Raw genomic sequence first — 18,144 nt, 5'->3', positions numbered from 1 at the left:
GAACCCGCCTCTTTTTTTGGCCCTACTCCTCGTCTTCAGAACCACCGGCAGGGATCTGCGGATTAGTGGCTGTGACCGCTGTGGTCATGGCCGCTGTGATCGTCTTCGCCACCGTCTTCTTCACAGGGTGACCAGACACCAAACCATTCGTAAGCGCCTTCGCAGCCCGTCTCCTTTGCCCGTTGCAGGGCTTCTGCCTTAGTGGCAAAGGTGTAGTTGCCGTCCGGTTCTTCTGCTCGAACGCCTGTAGCAATGAGAGACGAAGCAAGCAGTACAGCAGCAGCGACTTTGGTCATCTCTTCATTGTGGATGTGCCACCCCCTTGCACTGACGGCAACACTAAGGCCATAACCGCTGAGGACACGGTGGTCGTTCCTACGTGATCCGAGACGGGGGAGTGCCAAACTCCCCCACCTCAACACTCCCCGCTACTGAGCAGTGGGTCGGTGAGCTGTTGTGCCAGCGGTTTTGAGACGCCTGGTCCGTAAGGCTGGTTACGTCACAAGAAAGCCCCCGAGGTCGAACCCCGGGGGTAGGGACTAGGGCCAGATGGCCCTATGTCTAGTAATGAGAAGCCTCGTACTTGAAGCCCTGGATAAACATGCAGGCATTCTCAAGCGACGTGAACACCTCGCTGTCCTTGGTGTTGCCGTTGCGATCTAGGTCCACCCTCCACAGGTAGTTGCCCTTGTGGCCGATCGCAATGACCAGCTCATCCATGTACTCAAACCAGCCTGGTCGACGGTGTTCGCATCCACAGGGCAGTCGGTCATGCTTGCTGATGTATTCCTCAAGGTCGAACTCCCAGGCGTCTAGCCGATCGTCGGCTGCTGATTTCTCCTCCGTCTCCCATTTGGCGTTGGGGTTATTCACCGCCAAGTAGAGATCGATGAGCTGATGCCGTGAATCGATTGGCCGGTAGCGGCTGGGGGATCCGATGCAGTCCGTGAAGCGGTGGTGGTTGATGAGAGGTGCTTCTGAGTTCATGGGATTAGTTGATTGGTGGACAGGGTGGACAGGGGTTTTGTCCATAACTGGAGAGAGAGGGGGTAGGTAGTGAGGGGAGTTATGCGCTTTCATCCCTGCCCTCCCTGGCCGTAGGCCAGTACGCAGAGACTTTCCCTTGGCCGTTTAACCTGAGGCGCTTTTTGTCCCAGCCCAGTTGCGCCATAACGACATTGAGCCGTGCGCTTAGTTGTGGCGAGCCTGTTGGATCTGCGCCGATGAAATCGAGCACTTCGTCCAACGTGATGTATGGCGCGCTCGCCTTTCGCTCGACTAGGCGCCTGAGCTTGCCTTCAAGCGGATCCTCAGGGTCGTAACAGGCATTGCGTTCAGCAATTTCCTTGGCCTCTTGAGCGGTTGGAAATGGCTGGTAGCCGTCGCGGTACTGGACCAAAGCCCTCGCCCAAATGTTGTCGCGCAGCTGAGCGACTTCGTTGAAGGGGAGTGGTTTTTTGCCCAGCGAGATCAGGCAGAACCTCGTCGACCCTGTTGGGTCATTCAGCGGCCACAGGTTGGAAGTTCCAAAGAGCACGCTTCGTCTGGGGATGCGCTCCGAACTGTGGTGGTACTTCCTCCTGATGAGGTCGTGCGTGCGAGAGACGAAGGCTTTCAGCGAAGACGTTTGAGCCTTCCGAGTTAGGCCGTCTAGCTCGGCCAGTTCGGTGCACCACGTCAGAGACATGGCTGTGATGTCATCAACGTCGAGTGATGCGTTGCCGCTGACGGCATCGCCATAGAACTCGCCGAATAATGCAGTGCCCAAGCTGGTTTTCCCGATGGCTTGCGGCCCGACCAAAACGGGCAAGATCCTCTGCGGGCAACCGGGTTCGTAGACCCGCTGCACTGCAGAGACCAGGTACCGCTTGAAGAAGGCCGCTGTGATCTTCGTCATCGGCAAAAAAAACCGCGGCTTCCCGCCGCGGTGAACAGTCCGATGGGTCGACTTACGTCTTGGGCGCGTCTCGTTTTTTGAGGACGCAACCGGCCACACCGCAGACCACCTCGTAGGCCTCCTGGCTTTTCTGGCTGATGATCCGTTTGGTCTTGGCCCGTTTGGAGCCCCCCTGGGTGAGGCGGTCCATTGATTGAATCAGGCGCTTTTTGATCGAGCGCAGTCGCTGAAGGGCCATGGATCGGGCGGCATCCATCCCACCTTTAGCGCCGAGGTGCCCCAGTCGGCCGCGGCGTTATTCCGTGGAGGGGTGGTCCTGGGCATTGCGGAGTTCAACGGCCAGTTCCTGCAGTCCAAAACCGGCCAGGGCCAAGAGGATCACGAGCCCGGCGAGCCCTAAGAGTCCGTCTTCCACTGCATCGCTTCGACTGGTTCCGTCGTAGCCATCGATCCGGACTGCGGCCACCCCGGCTGGAGGCTCGCGTCTGGATTCCCTCCTTTCCGTTGGCCGGAACCCAAGAGCGTTCCTAGACCGGGGATACGCACCTGAAGGGGACAAGTTCGTGTTCCACTCTCCCCACGCCGTCCCTGCCCATGGCACCAAGGGAGATCTTCATCTCGCCTCCATGCGCTCTCAACTGCAGCTCCACTGCTCGGGTTGTCCCTATCTCAAAGGGGATCCGAGCTGCCATGGATTTTGCAGCTTGCATGGCGCGCTCCTGAGTCCCTATGCCCAGTTCTGGCAGGGCTGCAGCGGTCGCTTCTGTAAGCCGGTGCTGGGCTAGGCCGCGAACGGTGGAGCGCCCTTGCTTTCACCTTTCGATCCCGGCGGTCGATTTGCAACGCAGCCACGACTGGTACGTCGGGACCTTGGGCTGCCGGCCGGGACGCCGCAGTGATCAGGCCGCGATCCTCGACTTCGAGGGTCATCAGTTGGTCCTGCAATCCACGCCGGGGCTCGAGGAGCTGCCGCAGGTCGGGATTTATCCCCGTCATTTCGGATTGGTCTTTGCGACGTTGGCCCGTTGGGAGCAGCTCCGCGATCAGCTGGTCGCGCAGGGATGTCCGTTCGCGGTGATGCCGAAGTGCCGCTACGCCGGAGGGCCGCTGGAGCATCACACCTTCTTTGTGCAAGACCCCAGCGCGAACTGGCTGGAGTTCAAGCACTACACCGATGGCGAGGCGGTGTTGGGCCGCACCGATGAGGCCTCAGTCGGCGACCAGGACCTGCGCTGACGGCAATCGCCCACTCTCAATCGGAGAGGAGCTGGACGCAATGGGTATGAACCCCGATTGCCCTTGGCCTCGGTTCCCTTGATGCTGGGTTCATCGATCTCGGAGGCGGATTTGACCGACACTCCACCGAACCAGTCACCAGGAGCGAGCTGACCGAAGGCCCCTGCTCCAACAGTCTTCTACCGCTTGTGAGCGGGCCGTCAGATCGGACACCAATTGCACGTCTGAGCTGTCGGCACTCCGTCTGCACCGCCTGAGGTGCCCCAGGAGACCCACCGCTCGACACCTGGACCTTTGGCCCCAGGTGTGCCTCCTTCAGAAGCTCCGACCCCACCATTTCTCCGAAGCCGGTGCCCTTGGGTGCCGGCTTTGTTGTCGTTAGAACTTCCCAAGCTCCCGTCGAATTCTTGGTCTTTGCGCTGCCGGCTGGGGCGTGGGTTGGGCCGTGGCTTGGGGCGCCGCGGTTGGGGTTGGGGGTTCGCAGCGGTCTTCCTTAAAGGCCAGCACCAAGACGGCTGTCGACAGCAGCGACACCGCGACCGCATTGGCGACATGCAATTTCATGGGCAGTCGCAGCCAAAAGACGACGTCCTCTTCAGCATGGAGAGGACTCTCGCGTTGCGCTGCGTGTCCGCCGCCGATCTCCGGGCCTTCCTCTCCAAGGTGGGCAATAACCAGGCCATTCGCGACCACATCCACGCCGCCACGGGTGTGGACGACATCCTCACGATTGCGGAGAAGCACGGTTTCAACCTGAGCAAGCCGGCCGTGCTCCGGGCCCATGGGGAGGCCTTAGCTCAGGCCGACGATGCTCAGCTTCAGCGGGTCAACACCTGGGGCGACGCCCTCATTCACTGCTTCGGCGTCACCGACTCGGATTGAGCGGCGGGGAAGCCGCTCCAGACCTCGAGTTCCTCCAAGCTCATCACGCCTTCGCGGCGCTCTCCCTGGTAGTCCCAGGTTGGGTAGGCCCGCACCTTGGCGGCCATGCAGCGTTGGCGGCCCTCCTCTTCTTGGTCGCATTCGACATAGGGCAGGAGCTCAACGGCTTCAACGCCAAAGAGCTCGTTCTGGGTATTGCAGTGGGGGCACCACCAGGCCCCATAGACCAGAAATCCCCGGGTCTTGAGGTGCTCGGCCAGTTCTTTCTGCCGCGTCGTTGAGGGGCTGGCGGCGGCCGGTTGTTCCTCGGCGGCCTGGGCCGCCGGCAGCAGCGCTGGTGCAGAGATCAGCAGTCCGAGACTCAGGGCCAGGCGTCCCAGGAGTTGGACGCTGCGAAGGCCGGCCATGGCTGCTTGTGAATGGTGCGCCGCACCCTAAGGGCGATGACGGGGCAGGTCACGCGTTCGGCCTTCCGCCTGTTTGACCCCTCGCTCAATTCCCCCCAGGGCTGGGACACTTGAGGGGCCGCTGATCGGTCCTTCCCCGCTGCTGCGATGAGCGCCAACGGTTACCGCGACTATTTCAAAGTTCTGGGCGTTGAGCGTGGTGCCGATGCGGACACGATCAAGAAGGCCTTCCGCAAGCTCGCCCGCCAATACCACCCCGATGTGAATCCCGGGGACAAGGGCGCCGAGGCGAAGTTCAAGGAAGTCAGTGAGGCCTACGAAGTCCTCTCGGATCCTGATAAGCGCCGGCGTTACGAGCAGTTCGGCCAGTACTGGAGTCAGGCGGGTGCGGGCCCTGGCCCCGGTGGTGTCGATGTGGACTTCGGCCGCTATGGCAACTTCGACGACTTCATCAATGACCTCCTCGGTCGCTTTGGCGGCCCCGGTGGTGGCGGCGCTGGATTCCCTGGTGGTGGATTTGCTGGAGCCCCGGGCGGCTTCGGTGGCTTTGGCTCGGGCTTCCCCGGTGGTTTTGGCAGTGGCGGCTTTGCGGGAGGCCCGGGCCGTCAGGCCGCGCCGGTCAACCTCGATGCCGAGGCCAGCATCTCCCTGTCGTTCTCGGAGGCCTTCCGCGGCTGCGAGCGGACCCTGGCGGTGAATGACGAACGCGTTCAGGTCCGCATCCCCGCTGGCGTGAAGCCGGGCAGTCGCCTGCGCCTGAAGGGCAAGGGGAATCTGCAGCCTGGAACCGGCCGCCGCGGCGATCTCTATCTGACCCTGCAGGTCCAGGAGCACCCGGTCTGGACCCTCGATGGGGATCAGCTCAAGGCGGATCTTCCCCTCAGCCTCGACGAGTTGGCCCTGGGCGGCGAAGTGCGGGTGGCAACGCCCGACGGAGAAGCCACCGTCTCGGTGCCCCCGGCGATGGCCGTGGGCCGAAGCCTGCGCCTGAAGGGCAAGGGATGGCCGGCCAAGGGCGGCCGCGGGGACCTGCTGCTCAGCCTCAGCCTCAAGCAACCCGCCCGCTACAGCGACCAGGAACGTCAGCTACTGGAGCAACTCCGGGCGGCCCGCAGTGTGGATCCCCGGGCGGACTGGATGAGCGCTGCTCGTTTGTAACGACGTCGGGCGCGTCTCGGGCACCCATGGCAGGGTGCGCGGAGCACCTGTCGAGCTGTGAGGCGTCTGCTGCTGGTCGCGTTCGTTGGGGCCTCCATGCCGGCCGCGATGGCCTACGAGGCCTGGCTGGTGCGCTCGACCTTTGAACCCCACAGGGTCGGCCCCAGGGACGTCGCCGTGACCAAGGTCCCGATGCCGACCCTCAAGGGTTGCATCGTGGCTGGTCGCCGTTGGGTCGCGGCAGCACCCAGTGATGGCAAGACATCTCGCGGATTTGACTGCATCCCCTACCGCTAGTGCCCACTGGTGTAGATGTGGGGCTCAACCAGAGCGGGATTGATGGCTGCCAAGCGCCGGAAACTCAACAAGGAGATGGAGGCGGAGATGGTCGTCGCTCAGCGCAAGGTTGAGCTGATGACAGCCAAGATCCGAGACATCCGCGACGTAGATATTCAGAACGAATTCGCCCAGGCCTTTGCCCAGGTGCATGCCTCGTTGAGCCATCTGATTGAGGCTTACCGCGTCAAGGGCTTCTGCGATGAAACCGAAGGCACCCTCGCCCTCTACAACGGCCTGATGGCGCGCTTCGAGGAGGAATACGAGCTCTAGACGCCCCCTGTTGGATTCGAACCAACGACCGGCTGCTTAGAAGGCAGCTTCTCTAAGCGCAAACCCGCTGTGGAGCAGTGGATCTCACTGAGTGTCGAGCCGGTTGCGTGAAATCTGCGTGAAATTACGGGATTTCATCGGCGGCCATTTCTATGCAGCCCACAAAGACAGCCAGCTGAGCGCCGCTCAGGCGAGGCCACACGCCGCAGGAAGGGTCCAGGTAGCCGCTGAGCCTGGCGGCGCACGCATCCCACCACTCGAGCCCTTCGAGGGGCCTTTCAGGGCCTCTGGCCAAGGGACGGTCAATCCGGGGACGGGTGCGGGCCGCGAAGCGCTGCTCGATGCCATCACGCTCCAGCATCCGAGTACCAGAAGCGAAGGACAGCCGCCCCGACGCAACCGCGCGGCTAATTGTCGATGGATCGCGCCCCAGGATTGCAGCAGCCTCAGTAATGGTGATCAGTTGCACCGAATTACATTGGGGAAGGGGTTTTTATAGCTTAGTCGGCGCCACTTGTAGTAGTTGTCGGCGCAATATCTGATTTAACGGCGCGGCTCGACATACCTCGCATGTTTTACGGCTACAAGGTAGCTGCAGATTCGCCAGCACTTCCCCCTACTTAAGACTCTTGCGGGTTGGATAAAGCGTGATGACTGTCAAGGCAAGGCCTCCGGCATAAGGTATGAGGCCAAGCAGTATCCAGAGTCCGCGGCCACTCGCATCCCTAATGCGCCTTACCTGACAAGAAAGAAAAGGCACAAACGAACCAATAAAAAAGATGAAGTAAATCACAAAGAGGAATTGGAAGAACGGCTCCCAAGGGGTCCCAGTTATTGGCTCTCCTTGCCCAACTACATAGGTCGCGAGGCCGAACAATAGAAGACAACCAAATATCAAAACCATCTCTACGAGGAAAAACGCCCAGTACTGGTTCCGAGGCGTTACTCCACGGAAGTCGAAAGATTTCCTCCACATGAGCCAGTAGTTTTCCCAGCTCCAGCGAATAAAGCCCATGGCTAAGCGTTACTAGTGATGTTTATCTAGCTCGCAGTCGAAAGACGCAGCAGTGAACGTCAAAAGTCTTGACGGTGGCTAGCGCTAGATCAATCAGCCCACGGGCACTGCTTGGCGTAGCGCTGAAGGACAGCCGCATGGCCACTGCGGACCAGATCAAGCCCAACTGACTCAAAGGGCTTCAGGTAGAGATCGCCCACGGTCCTGCCGTAGCGGTCAGTGTCGACTCGCCGAATCAGAACGGTCTTGCCGACCACCCTGCTGCGGAGATAGTCGCGAGCAGCCTTGGCCGGCAAAGGATCAGCATTTCTGCCCCTCAGCTCCGGGGTGTCGATGCAAGCCAGCCGGACCTTCTCGCCTTCGGTCGTGCGGCAGGTATCGCCGTCGTAGCAACTGCTGATGGTGACGCTGGGCAGAGCGCTGGCTTGGCCTCCGCACCCCACCAGGGCCAAAACCAGAAGGAGAGGAGCACGCTTCATCAGATCAGCCTGACCCTGCCGGCCTCTAGGGCGCTCAGAGCTAATTGTGTAGCGTTTAAATCTGAGCTGGATCCACCATGAGCGCCAGAGGAAAGCTGACATTGCTTGTCACGCCGCTAGTGACAGCCGCCGCGATAAGTACCCCGGTACTTGCCGCCGATTTGACTGCGCTTAAGGCGTGCATGGCAGAAATGGCCGGCGAGATGGGGCTCTCGCCTGACCTGGCTTACAAGGAATGCAAAAAGAAAAGCATTACAAACTGCATTACGTCCTTGAGAGGCAAATTCGTAACGCTCACGGCCACTTCAAAGAACAATAAGGGTTATGTAGTTGACCTAGGGAATGACAAGAAGCTATGGCAGGAAGGTCGTTTCTGGAGCGATAGAGGCTGCAAAGTGATCAAGAATGGTGGCAGCATTACACAGAATGCACCTGACAAGAACGGCTTTTTGCAGCGGTATAGGTGGTTCAGGCAGGGCATTTGCCAAACAGAAACGATTCCTGGTTATGAATACACCGATCAACTTGCTTTCCAAGCCTGTGATCCGGGCGGTTACGTTGTCGATTCCGGAAGGAATGAAACCGACAAGTCGAACGTCGAACAACTCATGAGAGGTGAGTGACCTCCCAAACCCTCGCAATCAGCCCGATTTTTTGGAACCCTGCCCAGAGCCTTGAGCCTGACCACCGGCTGAGGTTCTCTTGTAGGCGCTCAACCGCAGGATCGGGCTTCTCGAAACGAGCTGGCTTCTGCTGCTGATCGCAGTAGGCGGTGACCCAATTCACAGCCCCCGCTCCAACTTGATCCGACGGACTGCGAGGCCGAGCGCTTCAACGGGCCACCCCTTCCTTGGGCACCTGATCGCACCGTCGGCATCCATCAGCTCGGCGGCGCGTTTCCACTCAGCGTTGGACAGCCCAAAGGCAGTACGGGCCACATGGTCGGCAATCCAGCCCTGACGGAGGGTTTCAGCTCGTTGAAACATGGTTCGCCCCAAAGGAATGTGTGGTGGGGGCCAGCCGACACCAGCCCCCGGTTGGCCCACCCCCGCAATGGATCGGCCGCACTCACCCGACACGCCTGGCGGGCGGTGATCAGGTCATATGGACCCGACCACGATCATTGGCCCTGAAGTCACTGCGATATCCGTGTAGTTCGAGACCACCAGCTGGACGGCGCCGGTCGTGCTGTGGCTGTAGCGATCCACCAGAAGCTGGGGTGCCGCGAAGAACACCAGCCGCAGCTTGCTCATGTCGGCCAAGAGGACTGTGTCTTCCGTGATCGTGCTTGTGATGCCGACCGGGCGGCCTGCGATCCGGTAGCCACCGTCGTATTCCAGGACGTACTGACCAGAGCCCGAGCTTTTCTCGGTCGCCATCAGGTCGGCCGCCGTGGAGGGGTGCAGGAGCCACGCCGCACTCTCAAGCCGGGCATCGGCATCACCCAGCTGCTCGAGCATCGCGGTGAGCTCAGCCCAAGTGGGGGTCGCGCCAGCAAAACTCTTGGTTTGGCGGCCGGTCACATTCAGCAAGCCGAGGGGCTGCCCCTCGCTGCCCGTGCCTTTGATGAAGCCTTCCTCGAGCGTGGAAGCCATGATCTGGCCGAGCTCCCGCAGCAAATCAGCCTGCAGAGCAGCTCGGTCCTCGCTCATTGCAGCCAGTCGGCGGCTGTAGCTGAGTCGGACGCTGGCCTCGTGCGCCGTTAGGAGCGCGCTGTTGATGGTGGGATCGAACTGTGGAATGGCGCCACCCTCGGCGCTGATCCACATCCCGGAGGGCGTACCCGCCAACACAGGCAGAGCACCCTCCGCGGCTTGGCGCAACTGCACCACCGGAGCGCCTAACCGTTCGAGAACAGTCGCGGGGCGAGCAGCGCCAGCCACATCGAGCAAAGCGCTATTGCCAAGGTTGCCGCCAGAAGTTGCAGTCGACAGCTGCAAATCACGAGCCTGAGTTTGCGTAGGGAGCGGAACGCCTCCACGGGTGCGCACCTCAGGGTTGTTTTGGGCCAATACTTCGAGAATTCCGCGCTCTCGTTTGGCCAGGGAAGGGTCAGCACCACGACGCTGACTCTCGACCAAAGCGAAGATATCGAATGCGCCGTTATATGCGTTTTTCATTGATCAAGCCAGGTGGGCCGACTTCAATGCAATTACTATAGCGAGCGAGCCATAATAGAAATGACAGTATCGGCGACTAGAGATGACTGATTGGTTGACCAATGACGAGATGAGTGTGCACCTGGGTTGTCACCCTCGCAGTCTTCTGAGGATGCGCGAAGCAGGAATCCTGCTGCCCGGCGCTCACTTTATCAAGCGCGGATCAGGCGCTAAGGCTCCGCTGATGTGGAATCCCAGCGCAGTTGAAGTTGCTCTCAAACACCGCACTGCGCTTGCGGTCGGCGGCTAGAGAAGCCAGGTAGCGCCTTGCCTGAGGGCTCAGCAAGGAATCATCAACAGGACCCGACTGGATAGGAGTGTCGTCGTCAAAGAACGTCATTGATTTGTTCCTAGTATTGAAGAAACAATAGGAAACAATGCGACAACATGTCGAATTCGACCTCAAGGGCATCCTGCACGAACTTGATGTCCTCGAAAAAGTTCAGCTGCCCTACGCTGCGAACCGTGCCCTGAAGGACTTTGGCTTTTATGCCAAGCGGTTCCTCGCGGAGGAGATGCGCAAGGAGTTCGACAACCCGGTCCCATTCACTACCCGCAGCCCGTACTTCAAGATGGGCGATCTTGAGGTCACGATCGGTGTAAACGACGTTGCGGTTAAAGGCACGTCACCGGCGGCCTATCTGTTCCCCCAAGTTGCTGAAGGCGGTGCGACACGGAAGCAGATCAAGATCGGCCGCTTCAGTGGCGCACTGGATCGGCGGGGCATCACCCGCGGCGTAGCTATCCCAAACGAGCGAAGCCGTGCGGCGCAATTGCTGGGGCTGACCAGTCGCGGCAATTTGAGGCCGAGCGTCTACACCCGCGTCCTTGGCAGCCTCAACGCACTCGAAATGGCCGGCCCCAGCAAAGGCCCCCACAAATTCTTTGTCGTACCAAGTGAAAAGCCGGGCGGACACCTCCAACCCGGCGTGTATCACCGCAAAGCAAAGACCCTCAGCCAGCTGATGGCCTTAGCCGACACCCCGCCAACCGTGACGCCGAAGTTCCCGTTCGCGAAGCTGATCGAGGAGGAAGCCGCCGATCACATCCCAACGATGCTCAGCAAGCGGCTGAAGCAGGCTTTAGGCCGCTAATCGCCCTCTCGGCCAAGCCTCCAATCAGCAGGGGGGTCGACTGGGCTGAATGCCTCCCATATGTCCCGTGTCCCGGGTGTCCCGCCGGCGGGAGCCAACTCTCGACCTTCTTCCGTACCAGGAACTTTCTTTGAGTTCTCTTTTTGATTTGTGTTGGGACAGTGGGACAAGAAGCCCAGATTGCTGGTTTGGCCTTCGTTTTGGGGTGTCCCACCCCCAGGGCTGCCAGCGGAGACGAGTGACGGCCGCTTCCACCATCTGCCCTTAACGCCTTGGTAACGAAACTGCTCTTGAACGCAGCCAAGACTCCGGAGCGCCTCACAAGCCTGCCTGAGCTCGACAATGCTCGGTGATTGGCGACAACCTGATCGCTGTAAAGCCTGTTCGGTCGAAAAAGGCTTGGTTATTGGGGGGAATTTGTGAGTGATGCCACTGGCGATCGTATAGACCCCGTCAAGCCAAGCTGAAAGCTGACTCTCAAACATCAGCTCTGTACTGAAGTTGGAGTTGCGACGCTCGATAAGCGCCGATTCCGCCGATCCAAGATAAGGCTGTGTGCCTTTTTCGTATTCCAACAGTGCTGCCTTCCAGATACGGCAGCGATCGCGAGCGACCTTCTCCGTATCGAGTGGAGTGTCAGGCAGCGAGACGACGTGAAATCGACGGCTACCTGTCGTGTCGGGAAGGAAGTCGTTTCGATTGCATGACGCCACCAGGATTGAAGGACGTGGGAAGACCTCAACCACAGCGCCATAAGGCTTGCGGAAGCGATCTGTAGGACTACTGATCAAGGCCTTTAGCTCTCCAGAAGCTCTTTTGCCGGTGACGGTTTCAAGCTCTGCCAGCTCCATTGCCCAACAGCTGTGCATCGCCATGCGCATGTCGCGGTCATCCCGCTGTGGAGTGTCGTTGAACCACGCATCAGAGAACAGATTGCGAAGCCATGTCGACTTACGTATGCCCTGTCGACCAACAAGAACGAGAACGGTGTCGAACTTGGAACCTGGATTAAGTGCCCTCGCGACCGCTCCAATCAACATTGTCCGGAGGATTGAAGAGTCGAGCGGATCCTCGAGACCTAAATAGTCCTTAGCAACGGTAGCGATGTTAATTGGATCGATACCGGGGTCGTCTTTGAGCTGCTTGAGAAACTCACAAACTGGGGAAAAGGTGTGTTCTCTAGCAACAGTTACAACAGTTGACGAGGCTCTTTTGGGGTCAATTTTGAAACCCAATCCACTCAGGTAGACGAAAAAGCAGTCAAGCTCTATTGCAGTAACTGGGCGCTCATCAAGCCAAACGCCATCGATGAGAGAGTTGAAGCGGAGCCTTTCCCCAAACGTATCTCTCAGGTGCTGAGCCAGCTCGCCCGGCTGTAAAGGGTGAGGCGGGTTCGTCTGATCCTGCTCACTTTCAGGGAAGCCCTCAAGAAGAGGATGTCGGTAGGTCATGTACGGGCAGCAGCGCGCATGCGCCGACGAAGGTTTTCGATGAAGCTCGGTTGATGCAGCCCGAAGGTCAGAACGTCTCCCTCTGCGATCGGAGTTCGCTTCTTCAGAGCCCAGCCATCAACAACAGAGCCGAGCTCAAGACGGCCGTGACTCAGCTCGGCATTGAAGGTTTGGCCTGGCATACAGAGAACCAAGCCTTCTGCCGTCTCCTCACACCACAGCCCGGTATCGGAGCTGTTACGGCCGCAGATTGGACAAGGGTCTAAGCGGGTTGTTCCTGAACGTACGGAACTGGGCTGGGCCTGTTGGGCTCGCTCCCGATGCAGCTCCAGAACCAAATCCCACCAAGGTGCGGGCGGCGGGTTGATCGCTAGTTCGGGACCTCGGCCCGTGGGCCAGCAGTAACGACCACCATCAGGGTGCTCACCCCATACAGCGATCTGACGGCGCCGATCGGAGAAAACTTCGATGGCTTGCCCCTTAAAGACGACCTTGTTGTCGGCATCGCGCACCGGCGCTGCAACTGATTTTTTGAGGATCAGCCCGGGGGCAGGCAACTGCGCCCACTGCTCTGGGCTCGGGACGCAGACGAGCTTGAAGCGTTCCTCCGTATCAGTTCGACCGACGTGCCAACAAGGCCAGCCGAGCCCTAATTCCTGCTGGGCGTAAGCCACGGCCTCTGGACCATCGAGGTCAAAGCAGAGCAACGGCCCGGTTGTCTTTAGGCCAACAGCCCTTGTCCGCTTATCGAATCGAAGCCGTGCCGGTGGGTAGTCCTCTCGTTCTGGCCAGTTCGTCTCAACAGGGTTCTTATGTCCCCCTAGGGGCAGCAGCTCCCGCCCGAATGGAAGCAAGCAATCGAGGCGGTCGAGTTCTGAGGCTTCGATTCCCTCATGGCTCAATAGTGTCGATGAAGCATCAAGGACCCCACTAGATTTGGGGTGGCATTTGTCCTTCGGGGCACCAGACTCCACGGCTTGGCGGCAAGGAGTCGAATTGGCCCCCGGGATAGGGGGCTTTTTCATGCGAGGACGCGCTTGCTTCGCAGGGTCAGGGTCTTATCGACAGCCTCGGGATCCCAGGCCAGCTTTGGCTGTTTGGTGCCATAGCCGTTAGCGCGGTAATCCCGGCCAGGCCGCAGTACGCCTTCTTTACGGAGGCGATAGAGGGTTGAGTCACTTAGGCCGGTTTTCCTAATTAACTCCGCTGTTGTGGACGAGAAAGACATGAAGTCTCCGAGAGGGTTGCTAGAGGCAGCATGTGAAGCAACTTGCGATAACCCCTGGAAGAACCAGTTCGGAAGGGCGCCACCTTCTGGTAATTCAGAGCAGAGATGATTGCTCTAGTGGCTGCGATAAGAGTAAGCACCTTCAGAGGCCTTCAGAAGCCGTCTGAGTCCTTCAATAAGTAGAGCAAATGCAAAGCGGCGAGACCTATTTCTGGGGCCTCAATCGTCTCGAAATAGGATGTACTACAACTCGATTAAGTATGTCTTTAATTCTCTGTGCTTAGTCGCTCGGGATCTCAGGCCTGGGCTGCGAGGACCTTGTCGATCAGCTTCGGGGTGTCAAGCACTTGGCCATAAATCAGTAGGTGGGTCGCTGGGCTGTGTCCCATCAGGTCCGCGCTTTCCCTGTAGCTGCATCCAAGCGTCGCCAGCCGAAGTGCAAAGGCGTGACGGTGCCCGTACGGAGTGAGATCGGGGTCGATCTCGACGTTGACGGCGGCCCGCTTGTGCAGGCGCTTCAGTTGCTGCCCCATCGGATCGCTGGGGTCGGGCATGTTCATCCATCGCGGTGGAAGACCGTGTTTTTCGAGTCGCGCCGCGAGGTCAAAGCAGTCGGCGGGCCACCCTTCTGGGGGAGCGGCGGGAACTTCCCTGTAGGCCTCCTTCCCTCTCAGGGTGGTCCTCTCGCGCTTCACCACTGCAACCAGAGAGGCGCCGTGCTTTCGCAGGGTTATTCCTTTTAGTTCGGCTGGGCGGATCCCGAAGGCCGCCATGAGGTCCCACGCCACTGCGGACTCGGGGCCGAGCTTGCTCCGCTTAATCCGCTCTCGTAGTTCGAGGCTTTCGGCGGCGGTGAAGCCCTTCACCCCTGCTACGGGTGCGGCTGCCTTTCCGTTGCCGCGCATCTCAAGGACGCTCTCGGGCCATCCCCAGCCGGCTTCCTTAAATAGGGTGCGAAAGCGGTCGTGAGCTTGCTGCCGCGACCGGCTGTTGGGCTTCCAGTGGCGCAGCGTCTCAGTCAGTAGGTCCGTGTCTGACTGCCAGGCTCTGCTTCCGGCGACTTCCAGCAGGCGTCGGAAGTACTGGACGTAGGTCCGTTTCCAGGTTCGTGGGACGACGCGCTCGTTGACCACCTTTGCCTCAAGTCGGTCGACGAGGGCTTGTAGGGATTTGGGGCTCAGGCGGCCAGCGTCATCAGCGTCGAGGCCGTCGGGGTCTGGCCACCTCCACGTGCCGGCTATGACGGAATCGAAGATCGCGCTCGCTTCGGCGAGAGCCTCGGTGCCGTTGGCGGGGCCTGGTGCTGTTTTGAGGGTGACGGCCCGGCGCTTCGTCGGAGCGTCGGCGGGTTCGTCTGGTCTTGGTGGTAGCTCGGCCGACACCACCCGCAGGCGGTCGCGCATGACCTCCACGTTCCAGCCGGATCGACCCTGTCGGTGAGCCTTGAAGCTCTTGGAGAGCCGGGCGAGCCACTCAGGCCGAGCCATTTTCACGCCGCGTGAAATCTGCGTGAAATTATGACGGGCTCTGACGGCTCCACAAGGCTTCTGACCTGTCTCGCAGGCTGAGACGTGTCTCTGAAAAGCATTGCGGCACCTGAGTAGAAACCCCAGATGCCGCAACGTGTCTGCTTACGCCCCCTGTTGGATTCGAACCAACGACCGGCTGCTTAGAAGGCAGCTGCTCTATCCAGCTGAGCTAAGGGAGCTTGGATCTGACGCATTGTGCCAGCTGAGCCAAGGCTTCTATGGTGGTGTGCTGGACATCGATGTCGTCATGCCCGCTCCACGGCTGAGCGAAAGCCAAAAAGAGGAGCTGGTCGCTCGTTACCGCCAGGGCGAGACCGCCCAGGCCCTGGCGGCGAGCTATGGCTGCAGCCCGAACACGGTCAGCCGTGTGCTGAAGGCCGGGATCGATCCCGACGAACTCGCCTCGCTCAAAAAGCAATCCCGCAGTCGCTCCGCCGCCAAGCCGAGCGAGGTGGAGGTCGAGACCCCGGCTTCCGAGCCCGCCTCGGCCCACGTCCTGGATGAGGCCAACCCGTCAGACGACGAGGCGGACGAGGACGCCGGTGTTCTGGCGATCGATGACGCCGATGACTTCGGCGATGACGGCGACGACGAGACCTTCGACGACGGCGATGACAGCGCCGAGACGACCGCCTTCGGCGCGGCGGCAGCGGCTGAGCTGATCGATCCGATCCCCCTGCTCCCAGGCCTGCTGCCCAGCAGCGTCTACATGCTCGTGGACAAGGCCGTGGAGCTTCAGGCCAAGCCCCTGAATGAATTCCCGGAGCTCGGCTCCCTGCCGGAAACCGAGCAGGCCCGCCAGGCCCTGATGCTCTTCACGAACCCCCGTCAGGCCAAGCGCCAGTGCGGTCGCAGCCAGCGCGTGATCAAGGTGCCCGACAGCGACGTGCTGCAGCGCCGTTCTTCCTACCTGGTGGCCCAGGGCATCACCCGCCTGGTGGTGGAAGGCGGCCTGCTTTATTCCCTGCCGGAAGCCTGATCCCGGCCGGGGACCAGTAGGGCGCTTGCGGCACCGCCGCTGATCACCCCAATCACCAGGGAGACCCCCAAGAGGAATCCGGTGGGGAGCTCAGCCGTGCGGCCAAAGCCCAGGTTGAGCCGGGTGCGTTGATCGAGGTTCTGGGCGCCCAGACAGAGGATCAACAGCAGCAGCACCCCACCGCCAAGGCTGGCCAGAAGCAGGCGCAGGCGCAGCAGCATCAGGGGGTGTCGTCGTCTTGATGCAGCAAAGCGTAGAGCTCACGTTTGGCGATGCCCGTGCTCCGGGCCAGTTGGCGTGCGGCATCGTTGCGGCTCAAGCCGCCCTCCACGAGGGCCTTGAGCTGCTCGCGCAGGTCGGCATCGCTGGGGCGTTCGCTAGCGCTGACCTCCGCTCCGCCGAGCACCAGGGTGAATTCCCCTTGGGGTGGGTGCTCGCGGAAGTGCGCCAGGGCCACCGACACGCTCGGGCCCACCTGCTCTTCATGGCGTTTGGTCAGTTCCCGGGTCACCGCGATGGGGCGATCCCCGAGCAGCTCCAGCAGGTCTTCGAGCACCGTCAGCAGACGGTGGGGGGCCTCGTAGAAGACCAGGGTGCGCTCCTCCGGGGCTAAGGCCAGCAGCCGGGTTCGCCGGGCCGTGGTCTTCGGCGGCAGGAAGCCCTCAAAGCAGAAGCGGCCGCAGGGCAGCCCACTGCTCACCAGGGCTGTCGTCGCCGCACAGGGGCCCGGCACGCAGATCACCGTGCGCCCCTGCTGGCGGGCCGCCGTCACCAGCTCCTCCCCCGGGTCTGAGATGCCCGGCAGGCCGGCGTCGCTGATCACCGCGATCGCTTCGCCGTTTTCCAGGGCCTCCAGTAATTCCGGGATGCGGGTGGCCTGGTTGTGCTCGTGGAAGCTCACCAACCGGTTCTTGATGCCCAGGTTGTGCAGCAAGAGGCCGCTGCGGCGGGTGTCTTCGCAGGCAATGCGATCCGCCCCGGCCAGAACGGTTTTGGCCCTGGGGGAGAGGTCCCCGGTGTTCCCGATCGGGGTGCCCACCAGATAGAGCACGCCTGCAGCGGGTTCAGCGCCCTGCATCACAATGCTCCTTTGCCCTTCCATGATGCCCGCCGCCGCTTGCTTCCCTCCTGGCATCGCGGAGGAGCAGCTCTTGGCGGATCTGCGCCGGCTCTGCTGGGGCGCCGCGGACATCCTGTTGGCCTACGGCCGCGGGGAGCAGCCCCCCTACGGCTTTCCCAAGGCCCTGAGCGTGGATGAAGGGGGCGAGGGCCCCGTCAGTGCAGCGGATCTGGCGGTGAACCAGTGGCTGCTTGAGGGGCTGGCCAAGGCCTATCCCGATGCCGGTTGGACCCTGCTCAGTGAGGAGACCGCCAAGGAGCAGCTCACCGCCGGGGAGCCCCTGGATGCCGAGTGGCTCTGGATCTTGGATCCCCTCGATGGCACCAAGGATTTTTTGCAGGGCACCGGCGAGTACGCCGTGCATCTCGCCCTCGTGCACCGCGGAGAGGCTGTCTTGGGGGTGGTGCTGCAACCGCTGCTTGAGGACCTCTGGTTTGGCCTGGTGCCCGAGGGCCGCGCCTGGCGCGAGAACCGCGCCGGTGAGCAGCAGCCCGCCCAGCTCAGCCGCCGCCAGGCCCTTGGTGAGATGGTCCTGGTGGCCAGCCGCAACCACCGGGACCAACGGCTCGAGCAGCTGCTGGAGGCCCTGGCCCTCGGCGACACCAAGGCGATCGGCAGCGTCGGCGGCAAGGTCGCCACGATCCTGCGCGGCGAGACCGACGTCTACATCTCCCTCTCGGGCAAGAGCGCTCCGAAGGACTGGGACATGGCGGCTCCCGAGGCCGTGCTCAAGGCGGCGGGTGGGGCCTTCACCCACGCTGACGGTGTACCCCTCCGCTACAACACCGGTGATGTGCGCCAGGCCGGCTGCCTGATCGCCAGCCACGGCGTCAGCCACCAGGAGCTCTGCGCGAAAGCGGCCGAGGCGATGGGCCGCATCGACCCGGGCTTCGCGGTTTAG

At 61.1% G+C, this 18,144-nt stretch carries 28 protein-coding genes and 1 tRNA gene; 10 read left to right on the top strand and 19 right to left on the bottom strand.

Annotation, left to right across the window (positions count from 1 at the left end):
- Positions 1 to 62: 62 nt before the first annotated feature.
- The 5 genes from H0O22_RS07175 to H0O22_RS07155 form a co-directional block, all read right to left on the bottom strand.
- Positions 63 to 296: a hypothetical protein gene (locus tag H0O22_RS07175; RefSeq protein WP_185186056.1), complete on the bottom strand. Its 234-nt coding sequence runs from the start codon at positions 294 to 296 to the stop codon at positions 63 to 65.
- Positions 297 to 561: 265 nt separating this feature from the next.
- Positions 562 to 987, bottom strand: coding sequence for a hypothetical protein (locus H0O22_RS07170; protein ID WP_185186055.1), 426 nt, complete (start codon positions 985 to 987; stop codon positions 562 to 564).
- 79 nt (positions 988 to 1,066) lie between these two features.
- On the bottom strand, positions 1,067 to 1,897 hold the full coding sequence (locus tag H0O22_RS07165; RefSeq protein WP_185186054.1) for a VapE domain-containing protein: 831 nt from the start codon (positions 1,895 to 1,897) through the stop codon (positions 1,067 to 1,069).
- A 52-nt stretch (positions 1,898 to 1,949) separates the two neighbouring features.
- Positions 1,950 to 2,135, bottom strand: coding sequence for a hypothetical protein (locus H0O22_RS07160; RefSeq protein ID WP_255439196.1), 186 nt, complete (start codon positions 2,133 to 2,135; stop codon positions 1,950 to 1,952).
- A gap of 57 nt (positions 2,136 to 2,192) precedes the next feature.
- On the bottom strand, positions 2,193 to 2,363 hold the full coding sequence (locus H0O22_RS07155) for a hypothetical protein (RefSeq protein WP_185186052.1): 171 nt from the start codon (positions 2,361 to 2,363) through the stop codon (positions 2,193 to 2,195).
- A gap of 160 nt (positions 2,364 to 2,523) precedes the next feature.
- Here H0O22_RS07155 and H0O22_RS07150 point away from each other — a divergent pair, with 160 nt between their 5' ends.
- Both H0O22_RS07150 and H0O22_RS07145 read left to right on the top strand, forming a co-directional pair.
- On the top strand, positions 2,524 to 2,682 hold the full coding sequence (locus H0O22_RS07150; protein WP_185186051.1) for a hypothetical protein: 159 nt from the start codon (positions 2,524 to 2,526) through the stop codon (positions 2,680 to 2,682).
- Positions 2,683 to 2,692: 10 nt separating this feature from the next.
- Positions 2,693 to 3,133 carry a VOC family protein gene (locus tag H0O22_RS07145; RefSeq protein ID WP_185186050.1) on the top strand — a complete coding sequence of 147 codons (441 nt, stop codon included), beginning with the start codon at positions 2,693 to 2,695 and terminating at the stop codon, positions 3,131 to 3,133.
- A gap of 378 nt (positions 3,134 to 3,511) precedes the next feature.
- Here H0O22_RS07145 and H0O22_RS07140 read toward each other — a convergent pair whose 3' ends face one another.
- Positions 3,512 to 3,697 carry a hypothetical protein gene (locus H0O22_RS07140; protein WP_185186049.1) on the bottom strand — a complete coding sequence of 62 codons (186 nt, stop codon included), beginning with the start codon at positions 3,695 to 3,697 and terminating at the stop codon, positions 3,512 to 3,514.
- 63 nt (positions 3,698 to 3,760) lie between these two features.
- Here H0O22_RS07140 and H0O22_RS07135 point away from each other — a divergent pair, with 63 nt between their 5' ends.
- A complete protein-coding gene (locus H0O22_RS07135) occupies positions 3,761 to 4,015 on the top strand; it encodes a Nif11-like leader peptide family RiPP precursor (RefSeq protein ID WP_185186048.1) in 255 nt (84 codons plus the stop codon).
- Here H0O22_RS07135 and H0O22_RS07130 read toward each other — a convergent pair.
- Positions 3,985 to 4,422 (bottom strand): hypothetical protein, encoded by a 438-nt coding sequence (locus H0O22_RS07130; protein ID WP_185186047.1) that lies wholly within the window; start codon positions 4,420 to 4,422, stop codon positions 3,985 to 3,987. The two genes, H0O22_RS07135 and H0O22_RS07130, sit on opposite strands and share 31 nt — an antisense overlap.
- Positions 4,423 to 4,569: 147 nt before the next feature.
- Here H0O22_RS07130 and H0O22_RS07125 point away from each other — a divergent pair, with 147 nt between their 5' ends.
- From H0O22_RS07125 to H0O22_RS07115, 3 genes are read left to right on the top strand one after another with little or no spacing between them, the layout of a single operon-like run.
- On the top strand, positions 4,570 to 5,580 hold the full coding sequence (locus tag H0O22_RS07125) for a DnaJ C-terminal domain-containing protein (protein ID WP_185186046.1): 1,011 nt from the start codon (positions 4,570 to 4,572) through the stop codon (positions 5,578 to 5,580).
- 57 nt (positions 5,581 to 5,637) lie between these two features.
- On the top strand, positions 5,638 to 5,877 hold the full coding sequence (locus tag H0O22_RS07120) for a hypothetical protein (protein ID WP_185186045.1): 240 nt from the start codon (positions 5,638 to 5,640) through the stop codon (positions 5,875 to 5,877).
- A gap of 42 nt (positions 5,878 to 5,919) precedes the next feature.
- Entirely contained in the window at positions 5,920 to 6,189 is a 270-nt protein-coding gene (locus tag H0O22_RS07115) for a hypothetical protein (protein WP_185186044.1), read from the top strand.
- A gap of 124 nt (positions 6,190 to 6,313) precedes the next feature.
- Here H0O22_RS07115 and H0O22_RS07110 read toward each other — a convergent pair whose 3' ends face one another.
- From H0O22_RS07110 to H0O22_RS07100, 3 genes are all read right to left on the bottom strand, one after another.
- Positions 6,314 to 6,658, bottom strand: coding sequence for a hypothetical protein (locus H0O22_RS07110; RefSeq protein ID WP_185186043.1), 345 nt, complete (start codon positions 6,656 to 6,658; stop codon positions 6,314 to 6,316).
- Between the two features lie 147 nt (positions 6,659 to 6,805).
- Positions 6,806 to 7,093 (bottom strand): DUF805 domain-containing protein, encoded by a 288-nt coding sequence (locus H0O22_RS13425; protein WP_370521511.1) that lies wholly within the window; start codon positions 7,091 to 7,093, stop codon positions 6,806 to 6,808.
- Positions 7,094 to 7,293: 200 nt separating this feature from the next.
- A complete protein-coding gene (locus tag H0O22_RS07100) occupies positions 7,294 to 7,683 on the bottom strand; it encodes a thermonuclease family protein (protein WP_185186041.1) in 390 nt (129 codons plus the stop codon).
- Between the two features lie 77 nt (positions 7,684 to 7,760).
- On the opposite strand from H0O22_RS07100, the gene H0O22_RS07095 reads away from it, so the two are divergent.
- The gene (locus H0O22_RS07095; RefSeq protein ID WP_185186040.1) at positions 7,761 to 8,306 is read left to right on the top strand and encodes a hypothetical protein; all 546 of its coding nucleotides are present in this window, start codon (positions 7,761 to 7,763) and stop codon (positions 8,304 to 8,306) included.
- Positions 8,307 to 8,465: 159 nt separating this feature from the next.
- On the opposite strand, the gene H0O22_RS07090 is transcribed toward H0O22_RS07095, so the two are convergent.
- Entirely contained in the window at positions 8,466 to 8,669 is a 204-nt protein-coding gene (locus tag H0O22_RS07090) for a hypothetical protein (protein ID WP_185186039.1), read from the bottom strand.
- A gap of 114 nt (positions 8,670 to 8,783) precedes the next feature.
- Positions 8,784 to 9,566, bottom strand: a complete 783-nt coding sequence (locus tag H0O22_RS07085) for a phage major capsid protein (protein WP_185186038.1) — start codon at positions 9,564 to 9,566, stop codon at positions 8,784 to 8,786.
- Between the two features lie 653 nt (positions 9,567 to 10,219).
- On the opposite strand from H0O22_RS07085, the gene H0O22_RS07080 reads away from it, so the two are divergent.
- Positions 10,220 to 10,936, top strand: coding sequence for a hypothetical protein (locus H0O22_RS07080; RefSeq protein ID WP_185186037.1), 717 nt, complete (start codon positions 10,220 to 10,222; stop codon positions 10,934 to 10,936).
- On the opposite strand, the gene H0O22_RS07075 is transcribed toward H0O22_RS07080, so the two are convergent.
- The 5 genes from H0O22_RS07075 to H0O22_RS07055 all read right to left on the bottom strand — a co-directional run bounded on the left by H0O22_RS07075 (position 10,933) and on the right by H0O22_RS07055 (position 15,323).
- Positions 10,933 to 12,387, bottom strand: a complete 1,455-nt coding sequence (locus H0O22_RS07075) for a VapE domain-containing protein (RefSeq protein WP_185186036.1) — start codon at positions 12,385 to 12,387, stop codon at positions 10,933 to 10,935. The genes H0O22_RS07080 and H0O22_RS07075 overlap by 4 nt on opposite strands.
- Positions 12,384 to 13,061, bottom strand: coding sequence for a hypothetical protein (locus H0O22_RS07070; protein WP_185186035.1), 678 nt, complete (start codon positions 13,059 to 13,061; stop codon positions 12,384 to 12,386). Before H0O22_RS07070 ends, H0O22_RS07075 begins: the two co-directional genes overlap by 4 nt.
- A 347-nt stretch (positions 13,062 to 13,408) precedes the next feature.
- Complete coding sequence (locus H0O22_RS07065) at positions 13,409 to 13,615, bottom strand: hypothetical protein (protein ID WP_185186034.1); 207 nt, start codon at positions 13,613 to 13,615, stop codon at positions 13,409 to 13,411.
- 296 nt (positions 13,616 to 13,911) lie between these two features.
- Positions 13,912 to 15,018 carry a site-specific integrase gene (locus H0O22_RS07060; RefSeq protein WP_185186033.1) on the bottom strand — a complete coding sequence of 369 codons (1,107 nt, stop codon included), beginning with the start codon at positions 15,016 to 15,018 and terminating at the stop codon, positions 13,912 to 13,914.
- 231 nt (positions 15,019 to 15,249) lie between these two features.
- Positions 15,250 to 15,323: transfer RNA gene (locus H0O22_RS07055), tRNA-Arg, on the bottom strand.
- Between the two features lie 68 nt (positions 15,324 to 15,391).
- Here H0O22_RS07055 and H0O22_RS07050 point away from each other — a divergent pair.
- A complete protein-coding gene (locus H0O22_RS07050) occupies positions 15,392 to 16,123 on the top strand; it encodes a helix-turn-helix domain-containing protein (protein WP_185188353.1) in 732 nt (243 codons plus the stop codon).
- Here the strand turns inward: H0O22_RS07050 and H0O22_RS07045 are convergent.
- Entirely contained in the window at positions 16,102 to 16,344 is a 243-nt protein-coding gene (locus H0O22_RS07045) for a hypothetical protein (RefSeq protein WP_185186032.1), read from the bottom strand. The two genes, H0O22_RS07050 and H0O22_RS07045, sit on opposite strands and share 22 nt — an antisense overlap.
- Positions 16,344 to 17,201, bottom strand: a complete 858-nt coding sequence (gene rsmI, locus H0O22_RS07040) for a 16S rRNA (cytidine(1402)-2'-O)-methyltransferase (RefSeq protein ID WP_185186031.1) — start codon at positions 17,199 to 17,201, stop codon at positions 16,344 to 16,346. Before rsmI ends, H0O22_RS07045 begins: the two co-directional genes overlap by 1 nt.
- A gap of 22 nt (positions 17,202 to 17,223) precedes the next feature.
- On the opposite strand from rsmI, the gene H0O22_RS07035 reads away from it, so the two are divergent.
- Positions 17,224 to 18,144, top strand: a complete 921-nt coding sequence (locus tag H0O22_RS07035) for a 3'(2'),5'-bisphosphate nucleotidase CysQ (RefSeq protein ID WP_185188352.1) — start codon at positions 17,224 to 17,226, stop codon at positions 18,142 to 18,144.

Source organism: Synechococcus sp. LTW-R, from assembly GCF_014217875.1.
GTDB lineage: Bacteria > Cyanobacteriota > Cyanobacteriia > PCC-6307 > Cyanobiaceae > Vulcanococcus.
The sequence above is the reverse complement of the archived record's forward strand: the minus strand, read 5'-3'. Positions and strand labels throughout refer to the sequence as shown.

Bases quoted from the DNA above. Each gene is read 5' to 3' on its own strand.
- H0O22_RS07175 (WP_185186056.1), bottom strand. From the start codon at position 296: ATGACCAAAGTCGCTGCTGCTGTACTGCTTGCTTCGTCTCTCATTGCT.
- H0O22_RS07170 (WP_185186055.1), bottom strand. From the start codon at position 987: ATGAACTCAGAAGCACCTCTCATCAACCACCACCGCTTCACGGACTGC.
- H0O22_RS07165 (WP_185186054.1), bottom strand. From the start codon at position 1,897: ATGACGAAGATCACAGCGGCCTTCTTCAAGCGGTACCTGGTCTCTGCA.
- H0O22_RS07160 (WP_255439196.1), bottom strand. From the start codon at position 2,135: ATGGCCCTTCAGCGACTGCGCTCGATCAAAAAGCGCCTGATTCAATCA.
- H0O22_RS07150 (WP_185186051.1), top strand. From the start codon at position 2,524: ATGCGCTCTCAACTGCAGCTCCACTGCTCGGGTTGTCCCTATCTCAAA.
- H0O22_RS07140 (WP_185186049.1), bottom strand. From the start codon at position 3,697: ATGAAATTGCATGTCGCCAATGCGGTCGCGGTGTCGCTGCTGTCGACA.
- H0O22_RS07130 (WP_185186047.1), bottom strand. From the start codon at position 4,422: ATGGCCGGCCTTCGCAGCGTCCAACTCCTGGGACGCCTGGCCCTGAGT.
- H0O22_RS07125 (WP_185186046.1), top strand. From the start codon at position 4,570: ATGAGCGCCAACGGTTACCGCGACTATTTCAAAGTTCTGGGCGTTGAG.
- H0O22_RS07115 (WP_185186044.1), top strand. From the start codon at position 5,920: ATGGCTGCCAAGCGCCGGAAACTCAACAAGGAGATGGAGGCGGAGATG.
- H0O22_RS13425 (WP_370521511.1), bottom strand. From the start codon at position 7,093: ATGGTTTTGATATTTGGTTGTCTTCTATTGTTCGGCCTCGCGACCTAT.
- H0O22_RS07100 (WP_185186041.1), bottom strand. From the start codon at position 7,683: ATGAAGCGTGCTCCTCTCCTTCTGGTTTTGGCCCTGGTGGGGTGCGGA.
- H0O22_RS07095 (WP_185186040.1), top strand. From the start codon at position 7,761: ATGAGCGCCAGAGGAAAGCTGACATTGCTTGTCACGCCGCTAGTGACA.
- H0O22_RS07090 (WP_185186039.1), bottom strand. From the start codon at position 8,669: ATGTTTCAACGAGCTGAAACCCTCCGTCAGGGCTGGATTGCCGACCAT.
- H0O22_RS07080 (WP_185186037.1), top strand. From the start codon at position 10,220: ATGCGACAACATGTCGAATTCGACCTCAAGGGCATCCTGCACGAACTT.
- H0O22_RS07075 (WP_185186036.1), bottom strand. From the start codon at position 12,387: ATGACCTACCGACATCCTCTTCTTGAGGGCTTCCCTGAAAGTGAGCAG.
- H0O22_RS07065 (WP_185186034.1), bottom strand. From the start codon at position 13,615: ATGTCTTTCTCGTCCACAACAGCGGAGTTAATTAGGAAAACCGGCCTA.
- H0O22_RS07060 (WP_185186033.1), bottom strand. From the start codon at position 15,018: ATGCGCGACCGCCTGCGGGTGGTGTCGGCCGAGCTACCACCAAGACCA.
- H0O22_RS07050 (WP_185188353.1), top strand. From the start codon at position 15,392: ATGCCCGCTCCACGGCTGAGCGAAAGCCAAAAAGAGGAGCTGGTCGCT.
- H0O22_RS07045 (WP_185186032.1), bottom strand. From the start codon at position 16,344: ATGCTGCTGCGCCTGCGCCTGCTTCTGGCCAGCCTTGGCGGTGGGGTG.
- rsmI (WP_185186031.1), bottom strand. From the start codon at position 17,201: ATGCAGGGCGCTGAACCCGCTGCAGGCGTGCTCTATCTGGTGGGCACC.
- H0O22_RS07035 (WP_185188352.1), top strand. From the start codon at position 17,224: ATGATGCCCGCCGCCGCTTGCTTCCCTCCTGGCATCGCGGAGGAGCAG.